17 protein-coding genes are annotated in these 15,590 nt (G+C 56.4%); 4 read left to right on the plus strand and 13 right to left on the minus strand.

Annotation, left to right across the window (positions count from 1 at the left end; genetic code table 11):
• Positions 1-261: 261 nt before the first annotated feature.
• The 11 genes from AC2LB6_RS16000 to AC2LB6_RS16050 form a co-directional block, all read right to left on the minus strand.
• Positions 262-981 (minus strand): HPP family protein, encoded by a 720-nt coding sequence (locus AC2LB6_RS16000; protein WP_490094241.1) that lies wholly within the window; start codon positions 979-981, stop codon positions 262-264.
• Between the two features lie 206 nt (positions 982-1,187).
• Positions 1,188-1,820, minus strand: coding sequence for an endonuclease III (nth, locus tag AC2LB6_RS16005; RefSeq protein WP_490094242.1), 633 nt, complete (start codon positions 1,818-1,820; stop codon positions 1,188-1,190).
• A complete protein-coding gene (locus tag AC2LB6_RS16010; RefSeq protein ID WP_490094243.1) occupies positions 1,817-2,521 on the minus strand; it encodes an electron transport complex subunit E in 705 nt (234 codons plus the stop codon). Before AC2LB6_RS16010 ends, nth begins: the two co-directional genes overlap by 4 nt.
• Positions 2,514-3,146: an electron transport complex subunit RsxG gene (gene rsxG, locus AC2LB6_RS16015; RefSeq protein WP_490094244.1), complete on the minus strand. Its 633-nt coding sequence runs from the start codon at positions 3,144-3,146 to the stop codon at positions 2,514-2,516. The genes AC2LB6_RS16010 and rsxG overlap by 8 nt, the downstream gene beginning before the upstream one ends.
• Before the next feature lie 3 nt (positions 3,147-3,149).
• Positions 3,150-4,208, minus strand: coding sequence for an electron transport complex subunit RsxD (gene rsxD, locus AC2LB6_RS16020; RefSeq protein WP_490094245.1), 1,059 nt, complete (start codon positions 4,206-4,208; stop codon positions 3,150-3,152).
• Positions 4,209-6,644 carry an electron transport complex subunit RsxC gene (gene rsxC / locus AC2LB6_RS16025; RefSeq protein ID WP_490094246.1) on the minus strand — a complete coding sequence of 812 codons (2,436 nt, stop codon included), beginning with the start codon at positions 6,642-6,644 and terminating at the stop codon, positions 4,209-4,211.
• Entirely contained in the window at positions 6,637-7,215 is a 579-nt protein-coding gene (gene rsxB, locus AC2LB6_RS16030) for an electron transport complex subunit RsxB (protein ID WP_090961344.1), read from the minus strand. Before rsxB ends, rsxC begins: the two co-directional genes overlap by 8 nt.
• Entirely contained in the window at positions 7,215-7,796 is a 582-nt protein-coding gene (gene rsxA, locus AC2LB6_RS16035; RefSeq protein WP_003853423.1) for an electron transport complex subunit RsxA, read from the minus strand. Before rsxA ends, rsxB begins: the two co-directional genes overlap by 1 nt.
• Positions 7,797-7,919: 123 nt before the next feature.
• A complete protein-coding gene (locus AC2LB6_RS16040; protein ID WP_490094247.1) occupies positions 7,920-8,363 on the minus strand; it encodes a DUF2569 domain-containing protein in 444 nt (147 codons plus the stop codon).
• A 110-nt stretch (positions 8,364-8,473) separates the two neighbouring features.
• A complete protein-coding gene (ydgT, locus tag AC2LB6_RS16045; RefSeq protein ID WP_090961338.1) occupies positions 8,474-8,689 on the minus strand; it encodes a transcription modulator YdgT in 216 nt (71 codons plus the stop codon).
• Positions 8,690-8,941: 252 nt separating this feature from the next.
• Positions 8,942-9,157 (minus strand): hypothetical protein, encoded by a 216-nt coding sequence (locus AC2LB6_RS16050; RefSeq protein WP_490094248.1) that lies wholly within the window; start codon positions 9,155-9,157, stop codon positions 8,942-8,944.
• 216 nt (positions 9,158-9,373) lie between these two features.
• On the opposite strand from AC2LB6_RS16050, the gene ytfQ reads away from it, so the two are divergent.
• From ytfQ to yjfF, 4 genes are all read left to right on the plus strand, one after another.
• Positions 9,374-10,330 (plus strand): galactofuranose ABC transporter, galactofuranose-binding protein YtfQ, encoded by a 957-nt coding sequence (gene ytfQ, locus AC2LB6_RS16055; RefSeq protein ID WP_283545454.1) that lies wholly within the window; start codon positions 9,374-9,376, stop codon positions 10,328-10,330.
• A 76-nt stretch (positions 10,331-10,406) separates the two neighbouring features.
• Positions 10,407-11,927, plus strand: a complete 1,521-nt coding sequence (locus AC2LB6_RS16060) for a sugar ABC transporter ATP-binding protein (RefSeq protein ID WP_490094249.1) — start codon at positions 10,407-10,409, stop codon at positions 11,925-11,927.
• Positions 11,920-12,936, plus strand: coding sequence for a galactofuranose ABC transporter, ATP-binding protein YtfT (gene ytfT, locus AC2LB6_RS16065; protein WP_490094250.1), 1,017 nt, complete (start codon positions 11,920-11,922; stop codon positions 12,934-12,936). Before AC2LB6_RS16060 ends, ytfT begins: the two co-directional genes overlap by 8 nt.
• Entirely contained in the window at positions 12,933-13,919 is a 987-nt protein-coding gene (gene yjfF / locus AC2LB6_RS16070) for a galactofuranose ABC transporter, permease protein YjfF (RefSeq protein ID WP_090961327.1), read from the plus strand. Before ytfT ends, yjfF begins: the two co-directional genes overlap by 4 nt.
• Before the next feature lie 43 nt (positions 13,920-13,962).
• Here the strand turns inward: yjfF and AC2LB6_RS16075 are convergent, their stop codons facing one another.
• Entirely contained in the window at positions 13,963-14,430 is a 468-nt protein-coding gene (locus tag AC2LB6_RS16075) for a GNAT family N-acetyltransferase (RefSeq protein ID WP_490094251.1), read from the minus strand.
• A gap of 546 nt (positions 14,431-14,976) precedes the next feature.
• Positions 14,977-15,590: L-arabinose isomerase family protein (locus AC2LB6_RS16080; protein ID WP_490094252.1), on the minus strand; the 614-nt coding region annotated here is incomplete at its 5' end.

A 15,590-nucleotide genomic window follows, 5' to 3' on the forward strand; every position in this document is an offset into this window, starting at 1 on the left:
GTCTTCCTCGTGAGAAACGTAAAGAAGAGCAAAGTGTAGGGCGCTGAAAAGGCCAGCTCTATGGGCATCCGCCCAGGAGCCGATGGGCGTTCGGCCTGGACGGTTGTGTTATCAATATGTTACGGATTGGCGTGGGCGAAGCGGCTGAGCAAAAGTGTGGCAGCGATCAACTTCGTCAGCCCATGATTCAGCGGGTTAGTAAGCCGAGCGCCACAAGTGGAGTACGATAGCGCAGGGCGTTGTAGCGCTAACCGACAGGTTTCAGCCACTGAACTGACGGCGGTGGGCAATCTCTTCAGCACGCAGCAGCAGCGCCTGCAAATCGTCCTCGTCAATATCCAGCAGTTCACCGCCCTGTAAAGCCTGATGCAGATCGGCGCGCGTCAGCGGGACCGGCATCGCGATCGGCTCGGGTTTAACTTCCTGAGGCGCCAGCGGATGCGGATAGCGGCGACCGGCCAGATTATTAAACAGCAGGGCAAGCAGCGCCAGGGTCAGAGAATTGAGCAGGATAGGCGTCAGGACAAAGTGATATCCCAGTTGCTGCACGGAAGGCCCGCCCAGAATAGCGGTCAGCGCCACTGCGCCGCCGGGCGGATGCAGACAGCGCAGCTGAAACATCAACAGGATCGCCACACAGGCCGCGATACCGCAGGCTAGTGCCGGATCGGGGATCAGCTGGCTGACGGTGACGCCCGCCAGCGCGGAGAGGCTATTGCCGCCGACGATGGCCCACGGCTGTGCTAGCGGACTGGCGGGCAGACCAAAGAGTAAAACTGCCGAAGCACCCACCGGAGCAACAAACCACAGATTCAGCTCGCCCAGCATCCAGTGGCTCAGCAGGCTGGTCAGAATTAAGCCGGTACCCGCACCCAGTCCGGCGATTACCACGTGCTTTTTACTCACTGGCAGCGGATGTGGCCAGAGTCGCGCCAGGAAAAGGCGCAGCGAATGCCTTTCTGCTGAAGGACTTTTGTTCATAACTTTACTCACCGTGTCATAACATTTTCTTATCGTCAGGGGCGGCGATTTTCCATCATCAGTAACAATGTAACAACCCGACAAACTGTGCCGGTATTAAAGCGCGCCCGTGAGCGTGGTAAGAAAGGGATGAGCACAAGAGATGGGAAAAGCAGCGATCGTAACCAGAGAATAAAAAACCCGCCGCAGCGGGTTAATCAGGCGAATTACTCGACTTTTTCGGGATACTCGCAGAGATCTTCTATCAGGCAGGAGCCACAGCGCGGTTTGCGGGCCACGCAGGTGTAGCGGCCATGCAGAATCAGCCAGTGATGGCAGTCAACCTTATACGCCGCCGGAACCACCTTCAGTAACTTCTGCTCAACCTCTTCCACATTCTTACCCGGCGCAAATTTCGTCCGGTTGCTGACGCGGAAGATATGGGTATCGACGGCAATGGTCGGCCAGCCAAAGGCGGTGTTCAGCACCACATTGGCGGTTTTACGGCCCACACCGGGCAGGGCTTCCAGCGCCGCACGATCTTCCGGCACTTCGCCGTTGTGCTGCTCCAGCAGAATGCGGCAGGTCTTAATTACATTTTCCGCTTTGCTGTTAAACAGGCCGATGGTTTTGATGTATTCCTTTACGCCATCCACGCCCAGCGCCAGCATCGCGGCGGGCGTATTCGCCACCGGATAGAGCTTCGCGGTGGCTTTGTTGACGCTGACATCGGTCGCCTGCGCTGAGAGCAGCACCGCAATCAGTAGCTCAAACGGCGAGTTGAAGTTCAGCTCGGTGGTCGGATGCGGATTATTCTGCTGCAGCCGACGGAGAATTTCAGTGCGTTTGGTCTGATTCACACCGGTTTCCCGACGGTGTTCTGAGGCGCAGCGGTTTCAGCGGCCAGAGCTCGCAGAGCTGCACGCTGCTTCATCTTCTGATCGATCAGGTATTTGCCCGCCAGCATCATCCCCAGGCCGATAAACGCGCCAGGCGGCAGCATCGCCAGCAGCATCGGCGAGTCGAAATGCACCACTTCGATACGCAGCGATTTCGCCCACGGGCCAAGCAGCTGATCGGCACCGTTAAACAGCGTGCCACTGCCGATGATTTCACGCAGCGAACCCAGCACCACCATGGCGCAGGTCGCGCCCATACCGATGGCGAAGCCATCCAGCGCCGCAAGCGGGATGCTGCTCTTAGAGGCGACAGCTTCAGCACGGCCAACCACGATGCAGTTGGTCACAATCAGCGGGATAAAAATCCCCAGCGACTGATAGAGACCGTAGGCATAGGCGTTGATCAGCATCTGCACGCAGCTCACCACCGAGGCGATGATCATGACATAAATCGGGATACGGATTTCCGACGGCACCCAGCGGCGCGAGGCGGAAATAAAACTGTTGGTCAGGGTCAGCACCAGCGTGGTAGCCAGACCTAAGCCCAGCGCGTTGGTCGCCGTCGCCGTAACCGCCAGCAGCGGGCAGAGGCCGAGCAGCTGCACCAGTGCCGAGTTGTTCTTCCACAGTCCACCCACCAGCAGACTTTTAGCTTCACTCATTTGCGTCTCCACATGCCGGTAACGAAGAGAGTCTCTCCGGAATTGTTTTCATCAGCAGCGCGGTGCGTTTCGTCGCATTGACCACCGCGCGTGGGGTAATCGTGGCGCCGGTAAACTGATCGAAGTCGCCGCCATCTTTTTTAACCGCAAAGGCTTTATCAGATGGGCCATGAACCACTTTGCCGTTAAAGCTGTTGATCCAGTCAGAGATGCGCAGTTCGATCTTGTCGCCCAGGCCAGGCGTCTCATGGTGTTCAATCACCCGCACGCCCAGTACTTTACCCTGGAAATCAGCACCGACCAGCATCTGTATCGCACCAGAATAGCCGTCAGGTGCGGTTGTCTCCAGTGCGGCAGCGACCGGCTGGCCGCCTTTACGTGCCAGGAAGAGTTGGTGCGGGGCACTATTTCCCAGTGCAGCGTCCGTGACAACGTAACAATCCTGCTGGATGCTGTTGTCATAAAGGTCTGTTGGCACCACCTGATCCAGCAGATTTTTCTGCTGCAGCAGGGTCTGATGTTCCACTGTCGGCTTGGTGACCGTGTTAACCACCGCTGTAGCAGCCGTGGTGATCGCGGCAAAAATCGCCAGCGTGACCCCATTTTTGCGAATCGTCTCCAGCATCGCTTAATCCTTCTGATGGCCGTAAACGCGCGGCTGGGTGTAGTAATCGATGAGCGGCACGCAGATGTTCGCCAGCAGCACCGCAAACGCCACGCCATCGGGATAACCGCCAAAGCTGCGGATCAGCCAGACCAGCAGTCCAATCAGCGCGCCATAGACCAGGCGACCACGGTTGGTGGTGGAGGCGGTCACCGGATCGGTGGCAATAAAGAACGCGCCGAGCATGGTGGCACCGGAGAAAAGGTGAATCAGCGGACTGTTCAGCGATTCCGGTGAGAAGAACCAGCCCAGCGTGGCGCAGAACGCCAGTGACAGCAGTATGGCGGCAGGGATATGCCAGCGAATTGCACTCTTCCACAGCAGGAACAGGCCGCCGGCCAGGTAACCGACATTAACCCACTGCCAGCCGAGACCGGCCAGCACGCCGCTGTAGATCGGCTGCGCCAGCAGATGTTCAGCGCTGTGACCCGCACGTAAACCAGTTTTAAAGGTATCAAGAGGCGTCGCCTGGCTGATGCCATCCACACCCATCTGTAACTGCTGCATGGTTTCGCCTGCCAGCGTGTGGCCGTGGAACACCATGCTCAGACTGTCCATTAGTCCGGGTTTGATCGCCTGAAGGGTATCAGGCGGCAACCAGCTGGTCATTTGCACCGGGAAGGAGATCAGCAGCACCACATAGCCGACCATCGCCGGGTTAAACGGGTTCTGGCCCAGTCCGCCATAGAGCTGTTTAGCAATGACGACCGCAAACAGCGTACCGATCACCACCAGCCACCACGGTGCCAGGGGTGGCAGACTGATACCGATCAGCACGGCGGTCAGCAGCGCCGAGTTATCTGCCAGCGTGCTGGCGACCGGCGCTTTGCGCAGCCGTAAAATCGCCGCTTCTGTCAGCCAGGCGGTCAGCGTTGCCAGTAAAACCTGCAAAAAGGTGCCGTAGCCAAAGAAATAACACTGTGCAGCAAAACCCGGCACCGCGGCCAGCACCACCAGCAGCATGATGTTGCCGGTGCTGCGGCGATTATGGGTGTAGGGAGAACTTGCGATACGAAAAGCCATTTAATCCTCAAGCGTCGTAGACGACTGCGCTTTACGCGCTTTGGCACGGGCGATGGCGGCAGCAATAGCGGCTTTGCGCGCATCATCGGGTTGATTCAGTTCAGGTGCCTGTTCAGGTTCAGCATTGGCGTTATTAGCCTGCTCCTGAGCCTGCTCCGCATTCTCTACCGCAAAGTGTGCGGCAGTGGCCAGTGCAGCAGCGTCGCGTGAAGCAGCCTCCGCGTCACTTTCTGCCTGCGCGGCTTTTTTCGCTTTGGCGCGGGCAATCGCGGCCTGAACGGCAGCTTTACGCGGGTCGGTTTCAGCAGCGGCGTCTGGAACGCTCTCCGATGCAGCCGGAGCCGTCGCATTAGCGGCTTCTGCCTGCGCGGCTTTCTTCGCTTTGGCGCGGGCGATGGCGGCCTGAACGGCAGCTTTACGCGGGTCGGTTTCAGGGGCGGCGTCTGGTGCGGCTTCCGGAACGCTCTCCGATGCAGCCGGAGCCGTCACCTCAGCGCCTTCAGCCTGCGCGGCTTTCTTCGCTTTAGCACGGGCAATCGCGGCCTGAACGGCAGCTTTACGCGGGTCGGTTTCAGGGGCGGCGTCTGGTGCGGCTTCCGGAACGCTGTCCGATGCAGCCGGAGCCGTCGCATTAGCGTCTTCCGCCTGCGCGGCTTTCTTCGCTTTGGCACGGGCCACGGCGGCTTCAACAGCGGCTTTGCGCGGATCGACGCTGGCTTCAGCCCCGGTTTCTACTGCATCAACCTGCGAGACTTTCTTCGCCTTCGCCCGCGCAATGGCCGCTTCAACCGCTGCTTTACGGGGATCGATGGACTGACGCGTCACCGGCTGGGTTTCAGCCTGAGCCTCGGCCTGACGCAGACGCGCCTGCGCATGGCGGGCTTCACGCTGCGCTTCTAGCGCCGCTTCATCCGGCTCAGCGGCCTGGCGGGCTTTCACCCGCGCTTTGGCGGCGGCCAGTTCGCTGGTATCGGTGCGGGCAACACGCTGTTTCGCCTCTTCATGACGCGCTTCACGGGCCTGCTTCTCACGCTCCAGTCGCGCCTGACGCGCTTCAAAGCGTGCTTTAGCTTCCAGCGTGCGTTTCGCTTCCAGATCGATGGCACGCAGTTCCGCTTTTTCCTGACGGTAATATTGCACCAGTGGGATGTTACTCGGGCAGACATAGGCGCAGGCGCCACATTCGATGCAGTCATCAATGTGGTGTGAGCGCGCTTTATCGTGATCGCCGCCCTGGCTGAACCAGTAAAGTTGCTGAGGCAGCAGCTTAGCCGGACAGGCATCGGCACAGGCGGAACAACGAATGCAGGACTGCTCTTCGTCGTTGTTGCCCATCTCGCCTGGAGAGGGGGCAAGAATACAGTTGGTGATCTTCACCACCGGCACATCCAGCGATGGCAGGGTAAAGCCCATCAGCGGACCGCCCATAATCACCATCTGACGCGGTGCAGGCGTAAACCCGACCTGGTGCAGCAAATGGCTGATTGGGGTGCCGAGACGACTCCAGACGTTACGCGGCTGGGCAATCGCCTCGCCGGTCAGTGTCACCACGCGTTCCGTAATCGGTTCACCATTGATGATGGCCCGCTTAACAGCCCAGGCGGTGCCGACGTTTTGCATCAGCACACCGATATCGGTGGAGCGTCCGCCGTGCGGCACTTCCATGCCGGTCAGAATGCGGGTCAGCTGCTTGGCACCACCGGAAGGGTATTTGGTCGGGATCACCCGGATTTGCAGATCGCGCTCGCTACCCAGCGCCTGTTTCAGCGCAGCAATCGCTTCAGGTTTATTATCTTCAATACCAATCATCACCCGCTCGGCCTGTAACACCCAGGCGAGAATGCGGCTGCCTTCCAGCACTTCGGCGGCGTAATCCTGCATCAGACGATCGTCAGCGGTGATATAAGGCTCGCACTCGGCCGCATTGATAATCAGGGTTTTAACGCCGCGCAGACCGCCTTTGAGTTTGGTGGCGGTAGGGAAGCCCGCGCCGCCCAGGCCCGCGATGCCAGCGTCGTGAATACGCTGCACAACATCCGCGCGCGGATGCTGACGGTAGTCAGGCAGGGGATCGAGCGGCATCCAGCGGTCATCGCCATCTGGCGTCAGGAAAATGCAAAGCTCGGACAGACCCGATGGATGCGCGGTCATATGCTGACCAATATCTTCAATCACGCCGGAGGTGGGCGCATGGACCGGCAGCATGCGGCCCGTGCCAAACGTCAGAGGCTGACCGCGCAGCACTTTGTCGCCAGGCGCAACGCAGATTTCACCTTCGTGTCCGATGTGCTGTTTCAGCGGGATAATAAAACGGTGCGGCAACGGCAGTTCGCTGAGCGGCGTGCCGTTGGACTGGGTTTTCATTTCCGGCGGATGAATACCGCCCTGAAAATCCCAGACCTTCTCTTTTTTCAGGAAGTTAAACAGATTAAGCATGAGTTTTTACCGGGATCACCCGTACAGGAATGGTATTCAAATCCCACTTCCAGTTAGCTGGCGTGGTGGCAACCGGACGCATTTCAATACAGTCAGTCGGGCAGGGCGCGACGCAGAGATCGCAGCCGGTGCAGACATCGCTCAGCACGGTGTGCATGGCGCGGGTTGCCCCCACAATCGCATCCACCGGACAGGCCTGAATACATTTGGTGCAACCAATGCAGTTGGCTTCATCAATAAACGCCACGGTGCGAACCGGCTCTTTCGCCGTTTCATCACCATCAATCGGCTGCGGTTCAACGTTAAGCAGCGCAGCCAGCTTGAGCATGGTCTGCTCACCGCCCGGCGCGCATTTGTTGATCGCTTCACCATTATTGCCGACCGCATCCGCATAAGGGCGGCAGCCAGGATAGCCACACTGGCCACACTGGCTCTGCGGCAGAATGGCATCAATCTGCTCGACGATAGGATCTTCTTCAACCTCAAAGCGGCGTGAGGCGTAACCCAGCAGCGCGCCGAACACCAGGCTCAGCGCACTTAATACGGCAACAGCAATCCAGATCGCGGTCATCAGAATTTCACCAGGCCGCTGAAGCCCATAAATGCCAGCGCCATCAGGCCCGCAGTAATCAGGGCGATGGAGTTGCCTTTAAACGGGGCAGGAACATTGGCCAGCACCAGGCGCTCACGCATGCCGGCGAACAGCACCATCACCAGCGAGAAACCGATGGAGGCGCTGAAACCATAGAGCGCGGCCTGCATAAAGGTATGGTTGAGGTTGACGCTCAGCAAAGGCACCCCCAGCACCGCACAGTTAGTGGTGATCAGCGGCAGAAAGATACCCAGCAGGCGATAGAGCGACGGACTGGTTTTACGCACCACCATTTCGGTGAACTGCACGACGACGGCGATCACCAGGATGTAAGCCATGGTGCGCAGATAGACCAGGTCCAGCGGCAGCAGGATCAGATGGTTGACCAGCCAGGCGCAAATCGAGGCCAGGGTGATCACGAATGTCGTGGCGAGGCCCATGCCAATCGCCGTTTCCAGTTTTTTGGAAACGCCCATAAACGGACAAAGGCCGAGAAACTTCACTAATACGAAGTTATTCACCAGCACGGTGCCAACAAAGAGAAGCAGATAATCGGTCATTTTTTCGCCTGGGAGCCAGAAAGCGGCTTATTATCATTGATAGCGCGGCGTATCTCAACACCCGCACCACCCGCAAGGCGGCAGACCGCACTCAGAATTAAATTCCTGACATGACTCACCGCGTTACGGCGCGATAAAGGTCGTTTTTACCCGTTCTGAGCGTTTGAAATAGGGTACAAACACCGCAGCGGCCAGCAGCGACAGCAGTAATGTCTGAAGAGCACGGCTATCGGAGACCGGGGTAAAAGCAAAGGTTTTCAGCGCCAGCAGCACGGTAATCAGCAACCAGAGCAGGTAGTGGCGCGGCAGGCGGCGGGAGCGCTTCAGAAACAGCCAGCTAATCCAGAGGCTATAAGCCCAGACCGCCACGGCGGTGAGCAGGGAAATGGCCCAGTAAGAGAAGAGTGTGCTGCCGTGAGAAAACAGTGCTACACGCCATTCCGGATTAAACAGTGGTGTCAGATACATCGCCAGCACCAGAACGGTGGTTAACAGGGTCATTATCAGCCAGGCCAGCGGCAGCAAAAGCCAGCCACCAATACGCGGCGCAGCAACCTGTTCATTCATCGTAGTTATTCCTGTCTCGGAGAGTCGAAGCGCAGCAGAATAACATGTCCAGAGGGGCACGCCCATCCGGACAGGGTCAGTGGTAAAAAAGGCGATTAATCAGCCTGAAATCAGACGACGTAGCGCCACACCGTTCTGGGAACGCAGCCCAGATCATATAACTTTCCGCCAGAGACCAGTTCAGCACGTCGATGATCGGCAGCCCGGTACATATTGATAATTTCCATATCATTGGTCAGGGAGTAATTAAGATGATCGAAAAGCTTTTCCAGACTATCTGAATTATTTACTTTGCGGAATTTAAGCAGGTAATCGTGCGCAGTCATCATTGCCATAACAGATAGAAGTAACAAAGGAGTGCTCAGTATAGGGGGCACGCTTAAGCTGTCCAGATCATGAGGGTGAAAAAGAGCGAAAATCAGACAAAAGCACCTTATCAGTCACTAAAACTCCATATTTAACTTTTTACTCTTCCCGGAGCCGATAACTCAATGCTTTTGTTTTAAACAGCTCGTTAAAACATACAGGCAAAAATGAGAAAAAATCGTTAAAAACAGAGGGGAAATATAATGTTTATTTCATTGAGCTTTGACCGCGAGCCAGTAGCTTCTTTTTGACAATCTGAGCGTAGCAAAATTAACCACCCGGCCTCCATCGCCATAGAAACGTTTCGCTCCTGTCCTGAAGTCGCTGACGACTGTGCGGACAATCACAAATCCCATTTTTTGTTCATCACAAGCCGGATAACCCGTTTTGTACGCCTGGCTGTAATCGTTTCCAATGGCGATAAACATAAGCGATTCTGTTTATTACAATTATTTAACGGGCATTGTCTTTTTAATCAGCCGTTTTATCCATAACACCCCCGTCAGCGAACCCACCACACTGCACGTAACCCCTTTAAATTGCTCTGTTTTGTGAAGTGTGTCGCCATTATGCACCCTCTTTTAGTCCAGTCTAAGCAGGCTCTCTACCCTAAACAGCAAACGCCTTTCAGAGGATTAAAAACTATGTGGAAACGTTTACTTCTGACCACGCTGGTCAGCGCCGCGTTAACCGGCCCGGTACTTGCCGCAGATATGACGGTCGGCTTCTCGCAGGTGGGTTCGGAATCTGGCTGGCGCTCAGCGGAAACCAACGTAGCGAAAAGCGAAGCCAAAAAACGCGGAATCACCCTGAAAATCGCCGATGGACAGCAGAAACAAGAGAACCAGATCAAAGCAGTACGTTCGTTCATCGCCCAGGGCGTTGATGCCATCTTCATCGCACCGGTGGTACAGACCGGCTGGGAGCCGGTACTGGAAGAAGCCAAAGATGCCAAAATCCCGGTTTATCTGCTGGACCGCGCTATCGTGGTGAAAGACAAATCGCTCTATCAGGCGGTGGTGACGGCGGACAACGTGCTGGAAGGCAAACTGATTGGCGACTGGCTGGTGAAAACCGTGGGCGACAAGCAGTGTAACGTGGTGGAACTGCAGGGCACCGTGGGTGCCAGCGTAGCGATCGATCGTAAGAAAGGCTTTGCCGAAGCGATCAGCAACCATCCAAACATTAAAGTAATCCGCTCGCAGTCCGGTGACTTTACCCGCAGTAAAGGTAAAGAGGTGATGGAGAGCTTTATCAAGGCCGAGAACAACGGCAAAAACATCTGCATGGTTTACGCGCATAACGATGACATGGCGATCGGTGCCATTCAGGCAATTAAAGAAGCGGGCCTGAAACCAGGCAAAGATATTCTGACCGGCTCGATTGATGGTGTTCCGGATATCTACAAAGCGATGCTGGCGGGTGAGGCGAATGCCAACGTTGAGCTGACGCCAAATATGGCTGGCCCGGCGTTTGATGCGCTGGAAAAATTCAGGAAAGATGGCACGCTGCCGCCAAAAGTGATCAAGACCGAGTCGAAGCTGTTCCTGCCTGCCGACGCGCAGAAGGAGCTGGATAAGAAAAATGGTATGGGTTACTGATCCACCGACCCGCCACAGACCAGCTGCAGACCGCCCTATGGGGCGGTTTTTCATGACGTAAGGCGGAGTGAGCAGAATGATCACGCACAATGAAACACCGCTGTTATCCATCAGCGGCGTCAGCAAAGGTTTTCCCGGCGTCAAAGCGCTGAGCAATGTTTCCTTTGATATCCGCAAAGGGGAGATCATGGCGCTGCTGGGCGAGAACGGCGCTGGCAAATCCACCCTGATAAAAGTGCTGACCGGGGTTTACAGCCGTGATGCCGGCACTATCACCCTGAACGGTGAGCCGATTACGCCGCACAATACGGCGCAGGCGCAGGAGATGGGCATCGGCACCGTTTATCAGGAAGTGAATATGCTGCCGAACATGTCGGTGGCGGATAACCTCTATATTGGCCGTGAGCCGCGCCGTTTTGGCATGATCGACCGTCGGAAGATGGTGCGTGATGCCGATGCGCTGATGCGGAATTACGGTTTTTCTCTTGATGTGACGCGCCCGCTGGGCCACTACTCAGTGGCGATGCAGCAGATTATTGCCATCTGCCGCGCGGTCGATCTGTCGGCCCAGGTGTTGATCCTCGATGAGCCGACAGCCAGTCTGGATGCCAGCGAAGTTGAGATGCTGTTTACCCTGATGGCGCAGTTAAAAGCCAAAGGGATGAGCCTGATTTTTGTGACCCACTTCCTCGACCAGGTGTACCGTATTACTGACCGGATTACCGTGCTGCGCAACGGGCAGTTTATCGCCACCCGCGATACCGCCACGCTGCCGCAGATTGAACTGATAAAGCTGATGCTGGGTCGCGAACTGCTGGAGACGGCGTTACAGCGTCAGGGCAGTACGCTGCGCAGCAATCAGCCAGTGGTGTCGTTTGAAGATTACGGCAGGAAGGGCACCATTGAACCCTTTAATCTGTCGGTTCGTCCCGGTGAGGTCGTGGGACTTGCCGGGCTGTTAGGTTCTGGCCGCACCGAGACCGCCGAGGTGCTATTTGGTATTCGTCGTGCCGATCGCGGAACCGCGAAGATCAAAGGTAAAGTGCAGAAGATTACTAACCCGGCGAAAGCCTCGCAGCTCGGCATGGGTTTTTGTCCGGAAGATCGTAAGACGGACGGGATTATTGGCGCGGCCTCTGTGCGCGAAAATATTATTCTGGCATTGCAGGCGCAGCGCGGCTGGTTACGGCCGATTAAGAAGCGTGAGCAGCAGGCGATTGCCGAACGTTTTATCAAAAGTCTGGGCATTCGCACGCCGCACGCGGAGCAGCCGGTTGAGCTGTTATCGGGCGGCAACCAGCAGAAGGTGTTGCTGTCGCGCTGGCTGGTGACCAAACCGCAGTTTTTAATCCTCGACGAACCGACACGCGGCATTGATGTGGGCGCGCACGCCGAGATTATCCGTTTAATTGAATCGCTGTGTGCCGATGGTCTGGCACTGCTGGTGATCTCCTCTGAACTCGAAGAGCTGGTCGGTTATGCCGATCGGGTGTTGATCATGCGCGATCTGAAGCAGGTGGCAGAAATTCCGCTGGAGCAGCTTTCGGTGGCGTCGATTGTCAATGCTATCGCAGACGGAGGGGCAAAACATGCTTGAGTCACCTGTGACATCTGAAAAAACGCCACGTCGTAAGCTGAAACTCCCGCCGGGGATGCCGCAAATCGCCGCGCTGCTGTTGGTGCTGTTGATTGACAGTCTGGTGGCCAATAACTTTTTTGCTGTGCATCTGCAGGATGGGCGTCTGTTTGGCAGTCCGATCGATATTCTTAACCGTGCGGCTCCGGTTGCTCTGCTGGCGATTGGGATGACGCTGGTCATCGCGACCGGCGGCATCGATCTTTCCGTGGGTGCGGTGATGGCGATAGCGGGCGCGACGGCCGCGACACTGACCGTCGCCGGCCACGGTGTGCCGTTTATTATTCTCTGCACGCTGGGAACCGGCTTAGCCTGTGGTTTGTGGAATGGGGTGCTGGTGGCGCTGCTGCGTATTCAGCCGTTTGTTGCCACGTTGATTCTGATGGTCGCCGGGCGGGGTATTGCTCAGCTGATTACCCAGGGGCAGATTGTGACGTTCGACAGTGACAGTCTTGGCTGGTTTGGTAACGGCTCGCTGTGGATGTTGCCGGTGCCGGTCTGGATCACGCTGGTGGTCGCGCTGGTCGTCTGGCTGCTGACGCGCAAAACCGCGCTGGGTCTGTTTATCGAAGCGGTAGGGATTAACCTGCGCGCAGCCCGCAATGCGGGTGTGACCGGCTGGCTGGTTGTGATGTCCACCTACGCGATCAGTGGCGTCTGTGCTGCTGTTGCCGGGCTGATCGTCGCGGCGGATATTCGCGGTGCGGATGCCAATAACGCCGGTTTATGGCTGGAGCTGGATGCGATTCTCGCCGTGGTAATCGGTGGTGCATCCTTGATGGGTGGCCGCTTTAATCTGGTATTGTCGCTGATTGGCGCACTGATTATTCAGTCGATGAATACCGGGATTCTGCTCTCCGGATTCCCGCCTGAGCTGAATCAGGTGGTGAAAGCGGTGGTGGTGATGTGCGTGCTGTTGCTGCAGTCACCGCGGTTTATTGCGATGTTGAAACGGAGACGCCCGACATGATTAAACGTCATCTTCCGCTGATGATCACCCTGCTGGTGTTTGTGGCGGGTTATCTGTTCTGTCTGAGTCAGTTTCCGGGCTTTGCCTCCACCCGGGTGATCTGCAATATCCTGACCGATAACGCCTTCCTCGGCATTATCGCTGTCGGCATGACCTTCGTGATTTTATCGGGCGGTATCGATCTGTCGGTCGGCGCAGTCATTGCCTTTACCGGCGTGTTCCTGGCGCGGGCAATTGGCGATTTCCATGTCGATCCGTTGCTGGCGTTTGCACTGATTCTGTCAATGGGTGCGCTGTTCGGTGCCATGATGGGCTGGCTGATTGATGCACTGAAGATCCCGGCCTTTATCATTACACTGGCGGGGATGTTTTTCCTGCGCGGCTGCAGTTATCTGGTGTCCGAGAACTCAATTCCTATCGATCATCCGTTTTACAGCATGCTTTCCAGTCTGGCGTGGAAAGTGCCGGGCGGTGGGCGTCTCAGCCTGCTGGCGGTGATTATGCTGGTGGTGGTGTTTGGCGGGATTATTCTGGCGCACCGCACGCGCTTTGGTAACCGGGTTTACGCCATCGGTGGCAATATGACATCCGCCCAGCTGATGGGCGTTTCGACTCGTGCGACCACCATTAAGATTTATATGCTTTCCACTACGCTGGCAACCCTGGCCGGGATCGTGTTCTCTATTTACACGTCGGCAGGTTATGCGCTGGCCGGGCTGGGTGTGGAACTGGATGCTATCGCGTCGGTGGTGATCGGCGGCACGCTGTTGTCGGGTGGTGTCGGTACAGTACTGGGTACGCTGTTTGGTGTGTTGATTCAGGGGCTGATTCAGACCTGGATTAACTTTGATGGCACGCTGAGTTCGTGGTGGACCAAGATCGCCATCGGGATTCTGCTGTTTGCGTTTATCGCCCTGCAGCGTTTACTGACGGTGATCTGGGATCGTCAGCAAAACGCGCCGGTCAAACGCATCCCGACCTGAGTAGTGAGTATTCCGGTTAATGGCGGCTCTCATGAGCCGCCTTTTACTGCGCCAGATGCAGCACCATCACCGTGACTTCTTCACCCGCTATTTGCCGCTGTTCTACTGCCCGCCATCCTGAACGCTGATAGTACGCCTGTTGATCGGGAGTATAGAGCCAGAGTTCACCCATCTGCTGTTGTCTGGCTCGCGCAATCGCTTGCTGGATCAAGGCTTTTGCCACGCCCTGGCCCCGAAATTTTTTGTCCGTCACCACTTCACCAATCCAGTATTCCCTTGTCGCAATGTCGTCCAGTTCATAACGGATGATGCTACAGGTCGCGATCACTTTTTCGCCATCCGGCGTGGCGATGAGGGTAAATTCCGCCGAGGCTGTCTGGTTCCGTTGTTCTAAACGCTCAAGGATGGTGGGCTGATGCGACCATGCAGGAAGATGTGACCATTCAGTGTGCAACAGTTGTGCGGTTTGTCCGGCGAAGCCGGGATGTTGGTTCAGATCGGTAATTTGCATGGCGCTGGCTACTTTTGTTTTTGTCAGGCTACAAGCAATACAGGCTGGTGGGGGAAAGTGCAATATGATGAAAGGGTTGAGTTATATAAAAGAACCGTCGCTGTTGGTTTGAAGTGCAGGGTCAGGAAAGGGTTGCCTGATCGCAAAGGATTCCTGCATCCATGCGGATCGGCCGCGCCATCCCTGGCGCGGACGCTTTGCTCTTCAGGCAGTCCTTTCCTTCCCGGTTAGGCTTGATCATGGCTTTAAAAACATGCATTGAACTATCAAAAGGAGGGGATGACGGGCAGTGGAGTAAAGCGTCCGCCGCATGGACAAAAACGCCGGGAGCGTTTTTGAACAGCGCGAAGCGTTGGCCCGCTAGCGGGCGAGCCTCATGGATGAGGCGAGTAGTCCGGCGGTCGAGCCAACAGGGATCTATTTATGGCGTTTTTACGCAACGCCCGCCATTTCCGACTGAATAGCACTGATTTTCTAACAAACGGCGCTTTATCGATCCTGAATCGAATTCTTTTCAGAACCTCTAAAGCGCCGCTTAATCAGTCATTAACGTTTCAGACGGTAATACGCTTCGTTCCAGCGCAGCGCGTCTTTAAACGCAGGTAAACGTGTGTGCTCATCAATCACCAGCACTTCAATATCGTTCATCTCACCGTACAGATACATATCTTCCAGCGTCAGCGCCTGGCTGAACACCGTATGGTGTGCGCCGCCACCCAGAATCCACGCTTCGGAGGCGGTCGCCAGTGAAGGCTGCGCTTTCCACAGTGCGCGTGCAACCGGCAACTTCGGCAGCGGTTTGGGCTGTTCTATAGCATCCACCACGTTAACCAGCAGACGGAAACGATCACCCATATCGATCACGCTGGCGTTAACCGCACGACCTGCTGGCGTGGAGAAAATCATGCGCGCCGGATCGGCTTTATCACCGATGCCCAGGAACTGCACATCGATCAATGGCTTCTCTTCAATGGCAATCGATGGACAGACTTCCAGCATGTGCGAGCCAAGCACTAAATCGTTGCCGGGTGAGAAGTGATAGGTGTAATCCTCCATAAATGAGGTGCCACCTTTGCGATCGCCTGCCAGCACTTTGAAAATGCGCAGCAGCGCAGCGGTTTTCCAGTCACCTTCGCCTGCGAAGCCATAACCCTGACCCA

This window comes from Pantoea sp. RCC30.1, assembly GCF_058148845.1.

Excerpts from the sequence above, each read along its gene's own strand:
- AC2LB6_RS16000 (WP_490094241.1), bottom strand. The coding sequence starts at position 981 with ATGAACAAAAGTCCTTCAGCAGAAAGGCATTCGCTGCGCCTTTTCCTG.
- AC2LB6_RS16010 (WP_490094243.1), bottom strand. The coding sequence starts at position 2,521 with ATGAGTGAAGCTAAAAGTCTGCTGGTGGGTGGACTGTGGAAGAACAAC.
- rsxG (WP_490094244.1), bottom strand. The coding sequence starts at position 3,146 with ATGCTGGAGACGATTCGCAAAAATGGGGTCACGCTGGCGATTTTTGCC.
- rsxD (WP_490094245.1), bottom strand. The coding sequence starts at position 4,208 with ATGGCTTTTCGTATCGCAAGTTCTCCCTACACCCATAATCGCCGCAGC.
- rsxC (WP_490094246.1), bottom strand. The coding sequence starts at position 6,644 with ATGCTTAATCTGTTTAACTTCCTGAAAAAAGAGAAGGTCTGGGATTTT.
- rsxB (WP_090961344.1), bottom strand. The coding sequence starts at position 7,215 with ATGACCGCGATCTGGATTGCTGTTGCCGTATTAAGTGCGCTGAGCCTG.
- rsxA (WP_003853423.1), bottom strand. The coding sequence starts at position 7,796 with ATGACCGATTATCTGCTTCTCTTTGTTGGCACCGTGCTGGTGAATAAC.
- AC2LB6_RS16040 (WP_490094247.1), bottom strand. The coding sequence starts at position 8,363 with ATGAATGAACAGGTTGCTGCGCCGCGTATTGGTGGCTGGCTTTTGCTG.
- ydgT (WP_090961338.1), bottom strand. The coding sequence starts at position 8,689 with ATGACTGCGCACGATTACCTGCTTAAATTCCGCAAAGTAAATAATTCA.
- AC2LB6_RS16050 (WP_490094248.1), bottom strand. The coding sequence starts at position 9,157 with ATGTTTATCGCCATTGGAAACGATTACAGCCAGGCGTACAAAACGGGT.
- ytfQ (WP_283545454.1), top strand. The coding sequence starts at position 9,374 with ATGTGGAAACGTTTACTTCTGACCACGCTGGTCAGCGCCGCGTTAACC.
- AC2LB6_RS16060 (WP_490094249.1), top strand. The coding sequence starts at position 10,407 with ATGATCACGCACAATGAAACACCGCTGTTATCCATCAGCGGCGTCAGC.
- ytfT (WP_490094250.1), top strand. The coding sequence starts at position 11,920 with ATGCTTGAGTCACCTGTGACATCTGAAAAAACGCCACGTCGTAAGCTG.
- yjfF (WP_090961327.1), top strand. The coding sequence starts at position 12,933 with ATGATTAAACGTCATCTTCCGCTGATGATCACCCTGCTGGTGTTTGTG.
- AC2LB6_RS16075 (WP_490094251.1), bottom strand. The coding sequence starts at position 14,430 with ATGCAAATTACCGATCTGAACCAACATCCCGGCTTCGCCGGACAAACC.